The following is a 13,403-nucleotide window of genomic DNA, read 5'->3' as shown; positions in this document are numbered from 1 at the left end:
CGACGGCCGCGATGCACGGGCCGGAGACCGGCCCTCCACTGCTTCTTCCGTGCTGTGACCGCACGGTCGAGCTGGTGCAAAGGGCCTCCCGGGCGAACGGCTCCGGTGCCGCCCGCTGAGATCCGACACCCGTGGTTCGGGTGTCGACCTGCTTGGCTTATGCCCTCGAACATGCGCCGCCATGCCGGTGCGTATGACGGCGCGCTGGTGAACTCCTTGTTACTTCCGCCCCAAACGGGGTAGGCCGGGCGCCTGCCGCGCGACCTAACCGCCGTAGCGGCGATGCCGCGCCGCGTAGTCGCGCAGGGCGCGCAGGAAGTCGACCTTGCGGAAGGCCGGCCAGAAGACGTCACAGAAGTAGTACTCGGAGTGGGCCGTCTGCCACAGCATGAATCCGGACAGCCGCTGCTCGCCGCTGGTGCGGATCACCAGGTCGGGGTGGGGCTGGTCGCCGGTGTAGAGATGACGGCCGATCGCGTCGATGGTGACGGACTCGGCGAGGTCCTCGAGCGAGGTTCCCTTGTCGGCGGCGTCGAGCATCATCGACCGCATGGCGTCCACGATCTCCTGGCGACCGCCGTAGCCGATGGCGAGGTTGACGAGTATCCCGTCGACGTGCGCCGTCGCCTCCGCCGCCTCCTTCAGCGCCAGCTGCATCTGGGAGGGCAGCAGGTCGGGGGTGCCGACGTGGTGCACCCGCCAGCGGCCGTCCGCGGCGAGGGTGCGCACGACGTCCTCGATGATGCCGAGCAGCGGGCCGAGTTCGTCCTGGGGCCGGTCGAAGTTGTCCGTCGACAGCAGCCAGAGGGTGACGACCTCGACCTCGGTCTCGGAGCACCAGCCGAGGAACTCCTCGATTTTTTCGGCTCCAGCGCGGTGACCGTGCACGGTGGTGGATCCGGCGGCCTTCGCCCAGCGGCGGTTGCCATCCATGATGACGCCGATGTGCTTGGGCACCTGAGCGTGGTCCAGGTGGCCTTCCACCCGGCGCGCGTACAGCCTGACCAGCAGGCCGCGCAGCTTGTCGCGCAGGTTCACGTTCTTGTCAGCCCCTCCGTACGGCGGTCCCCGCGGGCGGAAGCCTACCGGTGCGGTGGAGGATGACTTGAGCGCGGGTCGAGTTGCCGGTCACGCCAACACGGCAGAGCCGCACGTCGACCCACAAAAAACGGGCCGGTCCGTGGGGGGGAGACGGACCGGCCCGAGGGGGGGTTTCCACCATAACCCTTCGTAAGTGATGCTGCGTGCATCGGCGTGCCACAACTACTCTCCGGAGTCGGGTGGCGACGGGCCGATGGCCTGGAAAGGCCCCGTTCATGGAGGATCCATGGCCGAATCGCAGCGGATTCCCAAGGCAATCGGGTGGGTTCCGCGGAGATCCGGAGGCTTTGGGGCGACTTGCCGGATGCTCGGCGACTTGTTCTCGCGTCCCCCAGGTGGGTGACCCCGGCCGCGAACCTCGGCTTGACGCCGGGCGCCGGTCGCGCGATGAGGCCGGTGAGCTGCGAAGGCAGGGCGCCGCGCAGCCCCCTCCGCTGCGCGATGCCGGCCACACAGCTTTGCTCGCGCGAATTACCTTGGTCTGAACTTACGTGAGATCAAGGTAAGAAGCGAGTTGACGGTGATAACGATGTGGAAACCTCGTGAATCCCATGGATGCGAAGGGGGAATGGGGGGCTGATGCGATGATTGCCCGATTTGCCCACAGTGATGGCTGCTGCTCTTCGCACATCTCCATAGAGGACAGTTCCTGACCTAGTTCCGCCCTACCGTCGAATCATGACGGTGAGGATCACATGGACCGAGGCGAGCGCACGCCGACTCGAACGGCAGTTCTTGGCCACTTCCGCGGAGCCGGGCGTCCCGGTCGCCGAGGTGGTCGCCACGATGCTCGGGGCGCATGCGCAGGTGCTGTCCGCGGCCGAGTTGTCGGTCGGGATGCGGACCGAGGGGACGACACGGGCGGACGTGCGCGAGGCGCTCTGGGAGGACCGGTCACTGGTGAAGACGCACGGCCCGCGCGGGACCGTCCATCTGCTTCCCACGGCCGAACTCCCGCTGTGGTGCGCCGCGTTGCCGGCCGTCCCGGCCGGGACGGTCTTCGCATCGGACGTACGGGTCAGCGAGGAGCAGGCCGGGCAGATCGTGGCGGCGATCGGGGACGCCCTGGACGGGGTGTGTCTGACCGTGGACGAGCTGGGCAAGGAGGTCGTGGCGCGCACCGGCGCCTGGGCCGGTGACCTGGTGATGCCCGCCTTCCAGACCCTGTGGCCGCGCTGGCGGCTGGTGCTGCACCGGGCGGGCTGGTCCGGCGCCCTGTGCTTCGGCCCCAACCGGGGCCGCAAGGTGACGTACACCCGCCCGCCGCACTTCGATCCGCTGCCGCCGGACGAGGCCGTGCGGACTCTCGTACGGCGCTATCTGCACGCCTACGGGCCCGGAACCCCGGCGTGGTTCGCCAAGTGGCTGGCGGCGCCCGGCGGTTGGCCGAGCGCACTGTTCCGGCGGATGGCGGAGGCCGGGGAGATCGAGGAGGTCGACTTCGAGGGGACGGCGGCCTGGGTGGTGACGGGCGACACAGAGTTCCCCGGGAACGACGGGGTCCGGGACAGGGATCGGATGCGGGGTGTGCGGCTGCTGCCGTACTTCGACGCGTACGGCATCGCCGCCCAGCCCCGTGAGCTGCTGTTCCCCGGTGCCGCGTACCAGCGGGCGCTGGCGGCCGGCCAGGCCGGCAACTTTCCGCTGCTGCTGGTCGACGGTGTGGTGGCCGGGGTCTGGCATCAGCGGCGCCGGGGCCGTCGTACGACCGTCACGGTGGAGCCGCTGCGGCGGCTCACGGCGCGGCAGGAGCGGGAGTTGGGGGAGCGGGTGGAGCGGGTGGGTGAAGTGCTGGAGGCGGAGGCGGAGTTGGTGGTCGGGGAGGTGACGGTCGGGCCTCACGCGTGAGGAGGCGTGAGTTTCCGGGCGTCGAAGAGATGGCGGGTGCTGTGGGCGACGAAGGGCCCCTCGGACTCGATCCGCTCGTGCAGAGCGCGGAGTTGAGGCTGGTACGTCTCGATGGTGAAGCCCGGCACCATCCACACCACCTTGCGCAGGAAGTGGACGACGGCCCCGATGTCCTGGAACTCGATCCGCAGCCGCTCCGCACGCAGATCGACGACCTCGAGCCCGGCGGCCTCGGCGTCGGCGCGTTCGCGACCGGGGTGGCGGGAGGCGCTCTGTTCGGCGGGGAGCGGGCCGAGGAAGTGCTCGACGAGCTCGAAGACGCTGCGCGGGCCCACGTGCTGGGCGAAGTAGGTGCCACCCGGCTGGAGCACGCGTGCGATCTCCGGCCAGTTGGGGGCGACGGGATGGCGGCTGGTGACGAGGTCGAAGGCCGCGTCCGCGAAGGGCAGCGGGGCGTCCTCGGGCGAGGCGACGACGGCGACGCCGTGGGGGCGGAGCAGCGCGGTCGCCTTGGCCACGTTGGGTGGCCAGCCCTCGGTGGCGACGACGAGGCGGGGCACCTTCGAGCCCTCCGCCGCCTTGCCGAGAGCGAAGTCCAGGACCTCCCCTCCCCCGGTCTGGACGTCCAGCGCGGCGGTGGCCCGGGAGAGCCGCCCGGCCTTGGCCACGGCGTATCCCCACGAGGGCCGCGCCTCGCTGGCCCGTCCCTCGAACCAGGAGAAGTCCCACCCTTCGGTGGGCACGGAGGCGCCTTCGGCGACGAGGGCTTCGTAGCTGCGGTGGGGGTGGTCGATCGGCATGGGGTGATCGTCGCAGGGTGAGGTCTGGGAATGCCGCTGATTTTCACGGGCCGGGGAGGGGGCGGCGGACACGGTGGGCCTCCTGCCGTCACGAGACCAGCGGTCGAACGGGGACGTTCTCGGGGCGTCAACGATCAGGCCGGTATCCAGCAGGTCTGGTTGCACCAGCACAGCATGGATGCGAGAGGATGCAGCGGCGGACACGGTCACCCCACGATCAGCGGGCGGGGACAGGAAGGTGACCGCGGTGACCGTGCCGGTGGGTTGAGCCCAACGGGAACGTGCCGACCACGCAAGCGCAAACGGAGAGGCCCATGGGGGAGCGCGACCGGCTGGTAGTCGACTACGGACTCCTGGAGTCTTCGAAGACGAATCTGCAGGACATCAAGAAGGCCCTCAAAGGCATCGACAAACACCGTGCCGACATCCATGACATCTGGGGCCATCAAAGCATCGCAGGCAAGATGGATGATTTCGTCACCAACTGGGACAACTATCGGCGTGAACTCCTTGAGAACGTCGAGGACTTGGGCAAGCAAGTAGAGACCTCGCTCAAGAGCTTCGAGAAGCTGGACCTCGATCTCGCGAAGGCGAACGAGAAGAAGCACGGCGAAAACGGGGGGAACTGACCGATGGGTACGGGCAAGGGCAGGCGCCGACCGGTCGACTGGCATCCGCTGGCGGAGAAGGACCCGGTCCCCGGCGATCCGGAGGACATCCGCGATGAGGTCGGCAGAATGACGAACCTCGCCTCAACCCTTCGCGACCAGGCTCGCATCCTGCGCAAGGCCGCCGACGGTGACGCCCTGACGGGCAAGTACGCCGACAAGATCCGCGACAAGTCCGGCGACCTCGAAAAGCACTTCCGCGAGACTGCGGCCCGCTACGAACGTGTGGTCGGCGACCTCGGCAATTGGGCCAACGAGCTGGAGGACTTCCAGGAACGGGCCGACGGCGTCCTCCGAGCCGCGAAGCAGGCCGACGAAGAACACGCTGCCGAGGTGAAGAAGAAGGAAGCCGAGGCCAAGAAAAACGGCGAGAAGAACGTGTCGGAGTCATCCGACCCCGACAGCCACCTGGCGCCTTACCACAAGCAGCTCAACCAGATCGTCTCCGAGCGCGACTCCCGCGCCCAGCACTACGCCGACAACATCGGCGATGACATCTCGGACATCATCAAGGACAGCACCTGGGAGAATTTCAAGGACGGGGTGCACGAGCACGCGGATACCATCAAATCCGTCATCGAAGTCCTGAGTTGGGCCGCGACCGCCATCGGGATCATCGCCCTCCTCTTCACTCCGGTCGGATGGCTGGCGACCCTCATCACGGTGACCGCCATCAGCCTCACAGCGCTCGTCGGCATCGGACACACGCTGCTGGCCCTCTCCGGTGACGGGAACTGGGCGGACGTCGCCATGGACGTCTTCGCGCTGGCGACGCTGGGAATGGGCAGCGTTGCGATGAAGGGCGTGAAGTCCGCAGTGACAGCGCTCAAAACCGTCAGCAGGGCGGAACGGTTCCAGCGGTACGAGAATCTGCGCAAGCTGCTCAACAAGAACCTCATGCGCTACGCCGGCTCGGACCGCGGCTCGAAAGCAGCGCGCGCACTGCAATCCCTGCGGCAGATCGGGGCACGAGAAACACGCCCCATGGCGACCCGGGTGGAGCGGCTACTGGGGGGCGACGGGGAGGTCATCAGCGCGAGTAAGTTCGCCAAGGCGATGCGGGCTGAGTTCGGCGGGAATGCCAGCGTGCGGGCGGCGGCCGATGCGACGGAAAAGGCCGTTAGGAATTTCCGCTCGAACTACCTAGCAGCCACCGCCGTAGACCTCGGAGACAAGGCCGGGGAAAAGGGCCCTTACGCGGACCAGTACGGTGATGCCAAGGATGTCCTGACACGTGAAGTCGGGAGTCGCTGGTGAAGAATCCCGGCACTAGGTTCGACCGACAGTAATCAGGCTCAGTAAGGAGTGGGAGATAGTGGCAACAGTCCCAGCGAAAAGCCCAGAAGAGTCACGGGCCATGAAACACCTTGCCGTATTCACTTTGACGCCGATCCTCTGCTTTGCCTTCCAGGATCTCGGAAGTAAATATGGGGGCATGGACTGGCTCACCTACGGATACGCGGCTTGGCCTATGATGATTGGGCCTGTCCTGATGCTTCTCCTGTTCATCAAGAACCGAGAGCTGATCCGTGACCCGCGGAGGGGTGCCAACTTCTCCCAGGTGGTCAAGATGGTTTCCTTTCTTTTCCTGATCCCGAATGTATTGGCGGCATTCGGCTACAGCTGGCTGGCCTGGATTTCGGTGCTTTCCACGCTGACGATCCTCGTGGCCGACCGCCAGCTCAAGAAGCAGGCCCGCGTGTGAGCGCCTCCGATCTGGAACAACAGTCACCCCCCGTCAAGGCGACCGCTCCCCACCGCTACGAACTCGTCCTGCCCCCCGGCTGGGTCCGAATCCCCCTGCGCGCGGGCATGAAGGAAGCACTCGAAAAGGTTCTCTTCTCGCACATGGCGGAAGTCCCGGAAGGCATCCCCCGGGACGACGCGATGCGCTTCCGGTTGGAGATGCGCCGCCAGTTGGAAAAGCAAGCCCGCGCGGCCAGAAGGAACGGTGGCCTCGACCTCTACCTTCCGGTCCTCCCTCGCGGGGGCATCTTCCTCATGGCTTCGTTCATCGTTGCCGAGCTGCCGATCGGCCGAGACCATACGGTCCCCCCACAGGCGGTACTCGCACAGCTTGCCGACGAGGAGGTGCCCGGCGGAACGGCGACAACGGTCGACGTGGCAGGGGCACCCGCACTCCGCCGTGCCTACCGCTCCACCCCTGACGAGGAGGAGCTGCCGACACGGCGGGTCGACTACGTGATCCCCGTGGCGGACGACCCCGGTCGCTGGATCAGCATCAACTTCTCCACCCCGGGTGACGGCGATATCGACGGCGAATTCACCGACGTGCTGGTCGAGTTGTTCGACGCGGTGGTCGGCACGTTCAAGTGGAGTTACGAGTGAGCTGGCTCAACGTCAAGCACGCCATGGATCTGTCCCCCTGGATCCGCATCCCTCTCATGTGGCCGGAGCCGGGTCTTGAGGACGTCGAGGAGGCACAGACGCCTGAGGCGTGGGCACGCTACTTCGCCGAGGGTCTCTGGGAGGACTTCGCGTCGGAGAAGCCAGAGCCGGGCGAAGTCGATCTGCTGACCGACATCCTGTTGATGTATGCCCTCAGGGCCCCCGCGGCCTACCCGGACTTCGAGGTCTTCCTCCATCTCCCCCACCCACGGGAGATCCCGCTTCCCGCGTATGTCGACCTGGTGGAGATCGAGGAGGGTGAGGACCGGGAGATGGCACTGCGTGAGCTGACCCACGCCGATGCGAGCTACGCCGTCGAGCCCCCCATCGTCGAGGGCTTCGACTCCCCGCACCTGGGTGCCGGCTTGCGGGTGCTGCGCTACTTCCAGGACGAGGACAGCAACGAGGTGCACGTCGGCCTCCGTTACGCCTGGCGCTACGAGAAGGGCACGGAAGCCGCGGACGTTCTGATCATCCTGGCCGATCCCGACGCCGGCCGGGTCCTCCGGGCTCTCGACGATGTCGACGAATTCGCCCGCACCGTCCGGATCAGCGCGGATGAGGAAGCGGATGCTTGGAAGTCCTCGTGATCCCGGTCAGGTCGCCACAGCACGTCGGGCGATCACTCTCCCAAGAGGAGTGATCGCCCGACCGTGGTATCTCGCGGTTGTCAGCGGTTGACGGCCTGGATCTCCTGTACGACGACGTCCTGGGTGGCACCGAAGCTTCCGTCGGGCAGGTCGCCGCCGGCACCGCCGGTGCCGGTCCAGGTGATCTTCCAGGTGACCGTGGCCTGGAGCGGGTACGAGCCGTCGCCCGAGGAGCGCAGGTACTTCACGCCGCAGGGCGGCGTCTGGTCGGCCTTGCCCTTCGCGTAGGGCTCACCGATCCGGCCGTTGTTGATCTCGCACACACCGGATGCCGGGTAGGTCACGGCGTCGGCCGTGCCGGGCTTGATCTCGAGGGAGATCGGTTCCGCCGTGGCGGTCGCTGTCAGGCCGATGGCGTCGATGGAGGCGGTGACGGAGACCGGCTTGAACTCGGCGCCGTCGAGCCAGGCCCAGGTCGGGAGGTTGACCTTGGTGTTGTTCGCGGGGGCCAGGGTCACCTCGGTACCGGGGACGCGGATCTCGTTGTAGGCGAGCCCGGCGAGGATCTCCGGGGTGACGGCGTTCGGGATGTTGGCCGGCGGGGCGTCACCCGTGTCCACCCAGAAATAGTCCTCGTCGCAGGCGTCCCAGCCGGGCGGGAAGTCCTTGTTGACGTACGAGCCCCACCAGTAGCCCTTGCCTGACTTGTCCTTGTTGAAGCCCTTCTCTTCATCCTTGGCGTTGTACTTCTCCCGCTGCTCGGCATCCCACTGGTAGCCCGTCGACTCGGCCTCCCAGATCGGCTCCAACTTCTTCTGCAGCTCTTCGGGGGAGTACATCGGGGCATACCAGCAGGCGGGCGGCGTCCAGGAGGTGTTGGACGTCAGGGCGCCGGTGGAGGCGCCGCTGCCATTCTTCGAACGGTCGAATTCGACGGTGCCGACGGTGACGGAGAGATTGCCCTTGTCGTCGGCGTTGGCGTCCTGAGTCGGGTTGCTCGAGTCGAGGGTGCCACCGCCTCCGGTGGGCGAGTCATCGGCGTGGGCCACGCCCGGCACCGCGAAGAGCGACAGGCACACACCGACGGCGACCGCGCTCGGTATCTTCTTCATTGCGCGTGTCAGGGCTGGCACTTCGCGCTCCCCCTCTGCGAGACGATCTTCTGGATCGCCCACACCCCCTTGCCGTTCTTCTTCAGAGACGTGTGGTAGATCACGTAACTGTCGGAAGTGACCTTGGTCTTCCTGACCTTGCCGTTCTTGAGGTCCTTCGCGTACGCCTTCCCCTGGTCCTCGCAGTAGCTGAGGGAAGCGGTACCGTCCTTGTCCACGGCCACTTCGGGGTTGTAGAAGCGGTAGGCCCCCGTGATGCTGACCTTGGCGTCCACGTACTCCTTGACGAACTTCTCCACGCCGACGGCGGCCTCGCCCTCGTAGTAGTAGAGGTACGCCTTGTCGAGCGCGTCCTGGTTCACGATGGCCAGGTCCACAGCCTTGATGGACTGCTCTCCGTCGGCCAGGACCGCGTCCTTGTCCTCGTCACCCGTCTTCGGCCAGTCGAAGGTGTAGGCCAGATCGGACGGCATCTCGATCTTCGGTCGGTCGCTGGAGGTCGACGCGCTCGGGCTGGGGGACGACGTCTTGCCGGTGTCGGCTCCCGCGATCTTGTCGTTGTCCTTGTCCTTGGAGCTGTCGTCGCTTCCGCACGCGGACAGCGTCAGGGCCGCGGTGGCGGTCAGGGCTAGCGCTGCGAGCAGCGTGGGGCGGCGGTTCACGGTCGGCTCCCGGTGAGGCGAGGCTTCTCTTGAGCGAAGCAACGCTATCCAGGGGGCTGCCGGGACACCAGAGTGAAGACTGTCAAGGGGCGGGGTGTATGAGCTCAAATGGGGCACATATGGACCTTGTTGAGTCGTAACGGTTGCGTAACGTGGAGTGAGCGGACAGTTCCAGTTATGAATGCGCAAAGGAGATGTCCGTCAGCAAGAGGCCTACCGCCTACGCCGCACGCGCACCACGCATCATTGCCCAGGCGCGACATGTGTTCTCTCGAACCTGCCGGGCGAAGTCCTCCCGGCCCTTTGCCGATGCCGCGTCGGCGAAGCGGACTTCCCGGTGCCCTCCGGGTGAGGGTGATTCCGCACGGTCACCGCGCGCCCCGTGCTCATACGACGCGCCTCGGGTCCCGCGCCGGGCCACAGTCCTCGGCGTGGTCCTTCGTCAGTACGGCGAGCAGTTCGGGGTCGGAGTGCGCCTCGGCCGTGTGCCGCCATGCAATCAGCGGCTGGGCGACGGATGCGCTGTTGCCGACGGAGTCCGCGGCCCGCACAGTGTCGACTGGTTCGGCTGCGAAGTCGTGCTGCCGCAATCCCTCCCGACCGTCATTTGCTAAACTCTTTGCTACTCTTTCGGTATGGACTCTGCGGAGCAGTACGGCAAGGACGAGGGCCCAGCCCAGAAGGTCAGCGTGTCCATGCCTGCGGGCCGTATCGCCGCGGTCAAAGCGCGCGTGGGAAGCCGGGGCTTCTCGGCGTATGTCAGCGCGGCGGTGGAGCGGCAAATACAGCGTGACCTGCTGGAGGAGCTGCTCCAGGAGAAAGAGGCGGAAATCGGTCCCCCTTCCGCCGAGGTCCAGGAGTGGGCCGCGGACATCTTCCGTGAGGCCGAGACCATGGCGGCGAGCGAGCCCGCCGCAGATGCCCACGGAGAGGGCGACAGTCCCGAATGGCGCGCAAGCAAAGCCAGTTGAGCCATGGAGTACTGCTGCTCGACAGCCAAGGACTCAGCAAGTTCATGGCCAGCGACCCGCACGTGACCGGTCTGATCCGCATGGCCCAGGCCAAAGACACCCTGGTCGCGGTGAGCAACCTGACGCTCGTCGAGGCGTGGCACTCCAAGGCCCGCATGGATCGCCTGCGATGGCATGTGTCCCGGCTGGAAGTGCTGCCCGTCACGGACACGATCACATGGCGTGCCATCGAGCTCCTCCGCAACGCGGACCTGCACGGGCACAAGTACGCCATCGACGCGGTGGTCGCGGCGACGGCGTTGGGCTACTCAGGCCCACGCATCGTCGTGACGTCCGACGTGGACGACATGAACAAGCTCTGCGGCGACCGGATCCGTTCCGTGGGTGTGTGACAGAAGCTATGCGGAGTCGGGGTGGGGGGTCTTGACGGTTGCGAGGAAGGGGGTGAAGGAGGTGGTGGGGAAGGTAAGAGTGGCCCGGGTGGGAGCCTTGGAGTCGCGTATGGCGATGTGGGTGGGGGACGTGGCGATCTCTACGCAGTTGTTGCCGTCGTCCGGACCTGAGTAGGACGACTTGCGCCAGTTATCCATGGGGGACCTCACAGTTCTGCCGCCAGACGATGGATGAAGTCACGCGACGGCGCCGGCTCCAGTGACACGGCTTCCATTTTACGGAAACGTGTTCGAAAAGCTCCGAGTTGAGCCTCGGCATCGATGAAGGCCGAACCCTGTGGTGCATCGCGCAACACCGTGTCCAGTTTGGGTACGGGGCCACCCACGTATGCCATGGCGCCTGCGGCCAAGCCGAAGCGATCCAGGTCGAAGGGGATGACACGCAGGGTGATGTTGTCCGCCTTGGTCAACTCCAAGAGACTGGCGAGCTGAGCCTGAGAGGTGACTCGGTCGCCGGGCCTGATGCGCAGGGCTGCCTCATGGATCAGCAGTTCGTACGGAATGGTGATGTGCTGGCGGGCCATTCGGTGACGCACCCGCAATTCCAGTTCCGCACAGGTGAGTTCGGGGACCCTGGCGGAGAAGACAGCGCGAGCGTAGTCCTCTGTCTGCAGCAGACCCGGCACGTAGAGGATCGACACCTCGTTTCGGAACGTGGCGTAGTGGTCCAGTTCGGCGAGGTCTAGGAATGACGTGGGCAGCTGCCACCTGTACTCCTCCCACCAGCCTCGTGTTCGATCGGTCGCCATCGCGACGAGAGCGTTGATGAACTCTCCGTCCGTACAGACGTAGTGCGATGCGAGTCTGCGCAGGCGTTCCTCACTCACACCCGCGATGCCGGACTCGATCTGACTGATCTGCACAGAGTTCACACCGAGCAGCGCCGCCGCCTCGCGGGCACTGAGGCCCGCTGCGTCCCGCAGCCTGCGCAGCTCCGCCCCCAGACGCTTCTGCCGCGCCGTCGGCTCGCGCCTGGTACCCATCGACTGCCCCTTGGTTCAACACGCCTGCCAGCACGACTCGTTCGGGGTCAGTTTACGGGATCGGCTTGCTTGGTCATAAATAAAAGGTCTACCTTCAGTTACGCAAAGGCATTCTGCGGAAGTGCACCGCCCCGCCCTGCCATTCCGGACGCGGCACCGTAATCGCCGCCAACTCCCCCTCACCTGAACGGAGTTCTCCCCATGCCCGAAACCGAGTCCGCACCCTGGGAGTACACGCTGTACATCCCGAACGACGTCCGAGCCGTCACCGTCAGCCGCCGTACCCTCCGGCTGATCCTCACGATGCACGGCCTGATCCGCCTCGTCGATGTCGCGGAGCTGCTCGCGGCGGAGCTGGTCTCCAACGCCGTACGGCACACCAAGGGACCCGCAGCCCTTCGGGTGCGCTGGGTGGCGGGGGTGCTGCGGATCGGGGCGTGGGACGCCGATCCGGAACCACCTGAGCCGCCGGGGAAGTTGGAGGAGATCACTGAGGCGGAGGAAGGGAGGGGACTGGCGCTGGTACGGGCGTGCGCCGAAGTGTGGGGATGGCAGCCGTTGGCGAGAGAGGGGAACCGGGGGAAGTTCGTGTGGTGTGAGCTTGCCGCGGCTTGAAAGCTGACGAGTGGTCGGCGCGGCCTCGTCTCTGTTGCCTGGCGGCGATACGTTCGGTTCGCGGGAGTGGCGGACGGGCAGGTTGTGGTGGGCGAAGGGGGCGGTTCGGGTATGGGGCGGTTGCGGGATGGGCGGGGGACGTTGGTCGTCCATGGGGAGCCTGCCGGTGTTTCCGTTCCGTTGGAGGTCGCCGCGTCCTATCGCGCCCGTACCAAAGGGTTGTTGGGGCGCGATTCCCTGGACGGGGCGATCCTGCTGACGCCTGCCAGCGGTGTGCACACCTTTCGTATGCGCATGCCCATCGATGTCGCCTACCTCGATCGCCACCTCGTCGTCACCGCCGTACGCACCATGAAGCCCGGCCGACTGGGGATGCCCCGGCTCCGTTCGCGTCATGTGCTGGAGGCGGAGGCCGGGGTTATGGCCGGGTGGGGGCTGCGGGCCGGGGTGCGGGTGAGCGTGACCACCGAGTGACGGGGGCCGATCACTGGGTTTGGTCGCCGGGGGTTGCTCCGTGCGCAGAAGGAATGGTTTGTACTCCCCTGCCGTCAGGTTGCTGACCGTTACCAGGTGGCCCATCCAGGTCAGCTTCTACGTCGCTGTAGTCCCCGTCGGCGCCCACGAGACGCGCGTCACATTCAGGGGTGTCACATCTCGGTGGGGTCGTTCCGTCTAGGGGGTGTAGGCATCGACACCAACGCCACAGGAGCTCACCATGGAAGCCCGCCTCGACCTCTTCGGAAACCCGCTCGCCGGCAAGATCATCCGGTACGTCAACTCGGCGGGCAAGGCGGTCGCGGACTCGACCCTGCCGCACTCGACGGCAGAGCTCGTCAAGCTCCGCGCCAGCCAGATCAACGGCTGCGGGTTCTGCACCGACATGCACACCAAGGACGCGGTCGCCGCCGGCGAGACCCACGAACGTCTCCACCTCGTCGCCGCCTGGCGTGAGGCCAAGGTGTTCACCGAGGCCGAGCGTGCCGCGCTGGAACTGGCCGAGGAAGGCACCCGTATCGCCGACGGGGCCGGCGGGGTCAGCGACGAGGTCTGGGCCAACGCCCAGAAGCACTACGACGAGGAGCAGCTGGCCGCGCTGGTCGCCACCATCGCCCTCATCAACCTCTACAACCGCTTCAACGTCATCATCCAGCAGCCCGCCGGTGACTACCAGCCCGGCATGTTCGGCTGACCG

At 66.5% G+C, this 13,403-nt stretch carries 18 protein-coding genes; 11 read left to right on the top strand and 7 right to left on the bottom strand.

Annotated features, from left to right (window positions below; translation table 11 throughout):
• Nucleotides 1-264: 264 nt before the first annotated feature.
• Entirely contained in the window at nt 265-1,038 is a 774-nt protein-coding gene (locus tag OHU89_RS31945; protein ID WP_266888578.1) for an isoprenyl transferase, read from the bottom strand.
• Between the two features lie 741 nt (nt 1,039-1,779).
• On the opposite strand from OHU89_RS31945, the gene OHU89_RS31940 reads away from it, so the two are divergent.
• Entirely contained in the window at nt 1,780-2,949 is a 1,170-nt protein-coding gene (locus tag OHU89_RS31940; protein ID WP_405648031.1) for a winged helix DNA-binding domain-containing protein, read from the top strand.
• Here OHU89_RS31940 and OHU89_RS31935 read toward each other — a convergent pair.
• Nucleotides 2,940-3,749: a class I SAM-dependent methyltransferase gene (locus tag OHU89_RS31935; RefSeq protein WP_405648029.1), complete on the bottom strand. Its 810-nt coding sequence runs from the start codon at nt 3,747-3,749 to the stop codon at nt 2,940-2,942. The two genes, OHU89_RS31940 and OHU89_RS31935, sit on opposite strands and share 10 nt — an antisense overlap.
• Before the next feature lie 314 nt (nt 3,750-4,063).
• On the opposite strand from OHU89_RS31935, the gene OHU89_RS31930 reads away from it, so the two are divergent.
• From OHU89_RS31930 to OHU89_RS31910, 5 genes are all read left to right on the top strand, one after another.
• Nucleotides 4,064-4,378: a hypothetical protein gene (locus OHU89_RS31930; RefSeq protein ID WP_405648027.1), complete on the top strand. Its 315-nt coding sequence runs from the start codon at nt 4,064-4,066 to the stop codon at nt 4,376-4,378.
• Nucleotides 4,379-4,381: 3 nt separating this feature from the next.
• Nucleotides 4,382-5,674 (top strand): putative T7SS-secreted protein, encoded by a 1,293-nt coding sequence (locus OHU89_RS31925; protein WP_405648025.1) that lies wholly within the window; start codon nt 4,382-4,384, stop codon nt 5,672-5,674.
• A 100-nt stretch (nt 5,675-5,774) separates the two neighbouring features.
• Nucleotides 5,775-6,122: a hypothetical protein gene (locus OHU89_RS31920; protein ID WP_405648023.1), complete on the top strand. Its 348-nt coding sequence runs from the start codon at nt 5,775-5,777 to the stop codon at nt 6,120-6,122.
• A 107-nt stretch (nt 6,123-6,229) separates the two neighbouring features.
• Nucleotides 6,230-6,766, top strand: coding sequence for a hypothetical protein (locus tag OHU89_RS31915; protein WP_405648021.1), 537 nt, complete (start codon nt 6,230-6,232; stop codon nt 6,764-6,766).
• Nucleotides 6,763-7,416, top strand: a complete 654-nt coding sequence (locus OHU89_RS31910) for a hypothetical protein (protein ID WP_405648019.1) — start codon at nt 6,763-6,765, stop codon at nt 7,414-7,416. The genes OHU89_RS31915 and OHU89_RS31910 overlap by 4 nt, the downstream gene beginning before the upstream one ends.
• A gap of 80 nt (nt 7,417-7,496) precedes the next feature.
• On the opposite strand, the gene OHU89_RS31905 is transcribed toward OHU89_RS31910, so the two are convergent.
• The 3 genes from OHU89_RS31905 to OHU89_RS31895 form a co-directional block, all read right to left on the bottom strand.
• On the bottom strand, nt 7,497-8,549 hold the full coding sequence (locus tag OHU89_RS31905) for a hypothetical protein (protein ID WP_405648017.1): 1,053 nt from the start codon (nt 8,547-8,549) through the stop codon (nt 7,497-7,499).
• Nucleotides 8,537-9,190 carry a hypothetical protein gene (locus OHU89_RS31900; RefSeq protein ID WP_405648015.1) on the bottom strand — a complete coding sequence of 218 codons (654 nt, stop codon included), beginning with the start codon at nt 9,188-9,190 and terminating at the stop codon, nt 8,537-8,539. The genes OHU89_RS31905 and OHU89_RS31900 overlap by 13 nt, the downstream gene beginning before the upstream one ends.
• 386 nt (nt 9,191-9,576) lie before the next feature.
• Complete coding sequence (locus tag OHU89_RS31895; protein ID WP_405648013.1) at nt 9,577-9,780, bottom strand: hypothetical protein; 204 nt, start codon at nt 9,778-9,780, stop codon at nt 9,577-9,579.
• A gap of 45 nt (nt 9,781-9,825) precedes the next feature.
• On the opposite strand from OHU89_RS31895, the gene OHU89_RS31890 reads away from it, so the two are divergent.
• Entirely contained in the window at nt 9,826-10,161 is a 336-nt protein-coding gene (locus OHU89_RS31890) for a hypothetical protein (RefSeq protein WP_405648011.1), read from the top strand.
• The gene (locus OHU89_RS31885) at nt 10,137-10,553 is read left to right on the top strand and encodes a type II toxin-antitoxin system VapC family toxin (protein WP_405648009.1); all 417 of its coding nucleotides are present in this window, start codon (nt 10,137-10,139) and stop codon (nt 10,551-10,553) included. The genes OHU89_RS31890 and OHU89_RS31885 overlap by 25 nt, the downstream gene beginning before the upstream one ends.
• A 6-nt stretch (nt 10,554-10,559) precedes the next feature.
• On the opposite strand, the gene OHU89_RS31880 is transcribed toward OHU89_RS31885, so the two are convergent.
• Together OHU89_RS31880 and OHU89_RS31875 are read right to left on the bottom strand one after the other, a co-directional pair.
• Nucleotides 10,560-10,751, bottom strand: coding sequence for a DUF397 domain-containing protein (locus OHU89_RS31880; protein ID WP_405648007.1), 192 nt, complete (start codon nt 10,749-10,751; stop codon nt 10,560-10,562).
• Between the two features lie 8 nt (nt 10,752-10,759).
• Nucleotides 10,760-11,596, bottom strand: coding sequence for a helix-turn-helix domain-containing protein (locus OHU89_RS31875; protein WP_405648005.1), 837 nt, complete (start codon nt 11,594-11,596; stop codon nt 10,760-10,762).
• Between the two features lie 201 nt (nt 11,597-11,797).
• On the opposite strand from OHU89_RS31875, the gene OHU89_RS31870 reads away from it, so the two are divergent.
• From OHU89_RS31870 to OHU89_RS31860, 3 genes are all read left to right on the top strand, one after another.
• Nucleotides 11,798-12,211: an ATP-binding protein gene (locus OHU89_RS31870; protein WP_405648003.1), complete on the top strand. Its 414-nt coding sequence runs from the start codon at nt 11,798-11,800 to the stop codon at nt 12,209-12,211.
• A 111-nt stretch (nt 12,212-12,322) separates the two neighbouring features.
• Nucleotides 12,323-12,685: a DUF192 domain-containing protein gene (locus OHU89_RS31865; protein ID WP_405648001.1), complete on the top strand. Its 363-nt coding sequence runs from the start codon at nt 12,323-12,325 to the stop codon at nt 12,683-12,685.
• Nucleotides 12,686-12,926: 241 nt separating this feature from the next.
• Complete coding sequence (locus tag OHU89_RS31860; protein ID WP_384159043.1) at nt 12,927-13,400, top strand: carboxymuconolactone decarboxylase family protein; 474 nt, start codon at nt 12,927-12,929, stop codon at nt 13,398-13,400.
• The last annotated feature ends 3 nt before the right edge of the window (nt 13,401-13,403 follow it).

Source organism: Streptomyces sp. NBC_00019, from assembly GCF_045041015.1.
Taxonomy (GTDB): Bacteria; Actinomycetota; Actinomycetes; order Streptomycetales; family Streptomycetaceae; genus Streptomyces.
The sequence above is the reverse complement of the archived record's forward strand: the minus strand, read 5'-3'. Positions and strand labels throughout refer to the sequence as shown.

What these genes read in the sequence shown, in the direction of transcription:
- OHU89_RS31940 (WP_405648031.1), top strand. Translation starts at nt 1,780, where the DNA reads ATGACGGTGAGGATCACATGGACCGAGGCGAGCGCACGCCGACTCGAA.
- OHU89_RS31935 (WP_405648029.1), bottom strand. Translation starts at nt 3,749, where the DNA reads ATGCCGATCGACCACCCCCACCGCAGCTACGAAGCCCTCGTCGCCGAA.
- OHU89_RS31930 (WP_405648027.1), top strand. Translation starts at nt 4,064, where the DNA reads ATGGGGGAGCGCGACCGGCTGGTAGTCGACTACGGACTCCTGGAGTCT.
- OHU89_RS31925 (WP_405648025.1), top strand. Translation starts at nt 4,382, where the DNA reads ATGGGTACGGGCAAGGGCAGGCGCCGACCGGTCGACTGGCATCCGCTG.
- OHU89_RS31920 (WP_405648023.1), top strand. Translation starts at nt 5,775, where the DNA reads ATGAAACACCTTGCCGTATTCACTTTGACGCCGATCCTCTGCTTTGCC.
- OHU89_RS31915 (WP_405648021.1), top strand. Translation starts at nt 6,230, where the DNA reads ATGAAGGAAGCACTCGAAAAGGTTCTCTTCTCGCACATGGCGGAAGTC.
- OHU89_RS31890 (WP_405648011.1), top strand. Translation starts at nt 9,826, where the DNA reads ATGGACTCTGCGGAGCAGTACGGCAAGGACGAGGGCCCAGCCCAGAAG.
- OHU89_RS31885 (WP_405648009.1), top strand. Translation starts at nt 10,137, where the DNA reads ATGGCGCGCAAGCAAAGCCAGTTGAGCCATGGAGTACTGCTGCTCGAC.
- OHU89_RS31880 (WP_405648007.1), bottom strand. Translation starts at nt 10,751, where the DNA reads ATGGATAACTGGCGCAAGTCGTCCTACTCAGGTCCGGACGACGGCAAC.
- OHU89_RS31875 (WP_405648005.1), bottom strand. Translation starts at nt 11,596, where the DNA reads ATGGGTACCAGGCGCGAGCCGACGGCGCGGCAGAAGCGTCTGGGGGCG.
- OHU89_RS31870 (WP_405648003.1), top strand. Translation starts at nt 11,798, where the DNA reads ATGCCCGAAACCGAGTCCGCACCCTGGGAGTACACGCTGTACATCCCG.
- OHU89_RS31865 (WP_405648001.1), top strand. Translation starts at nt 12,323, where the DNA reads ATGGGGCGGTTGCGGGATGGGCGGGGGACGTTGGTCGTCCATGGGGAG.
- OHU89_RS31860 (WP_384159043.1), top strand. Translation starts at nt 12,927, where the DNA reads ATGGAAGCCCGCCTCGACCTCTTCGGAAACCCGCTCGCCGGCAAGATC.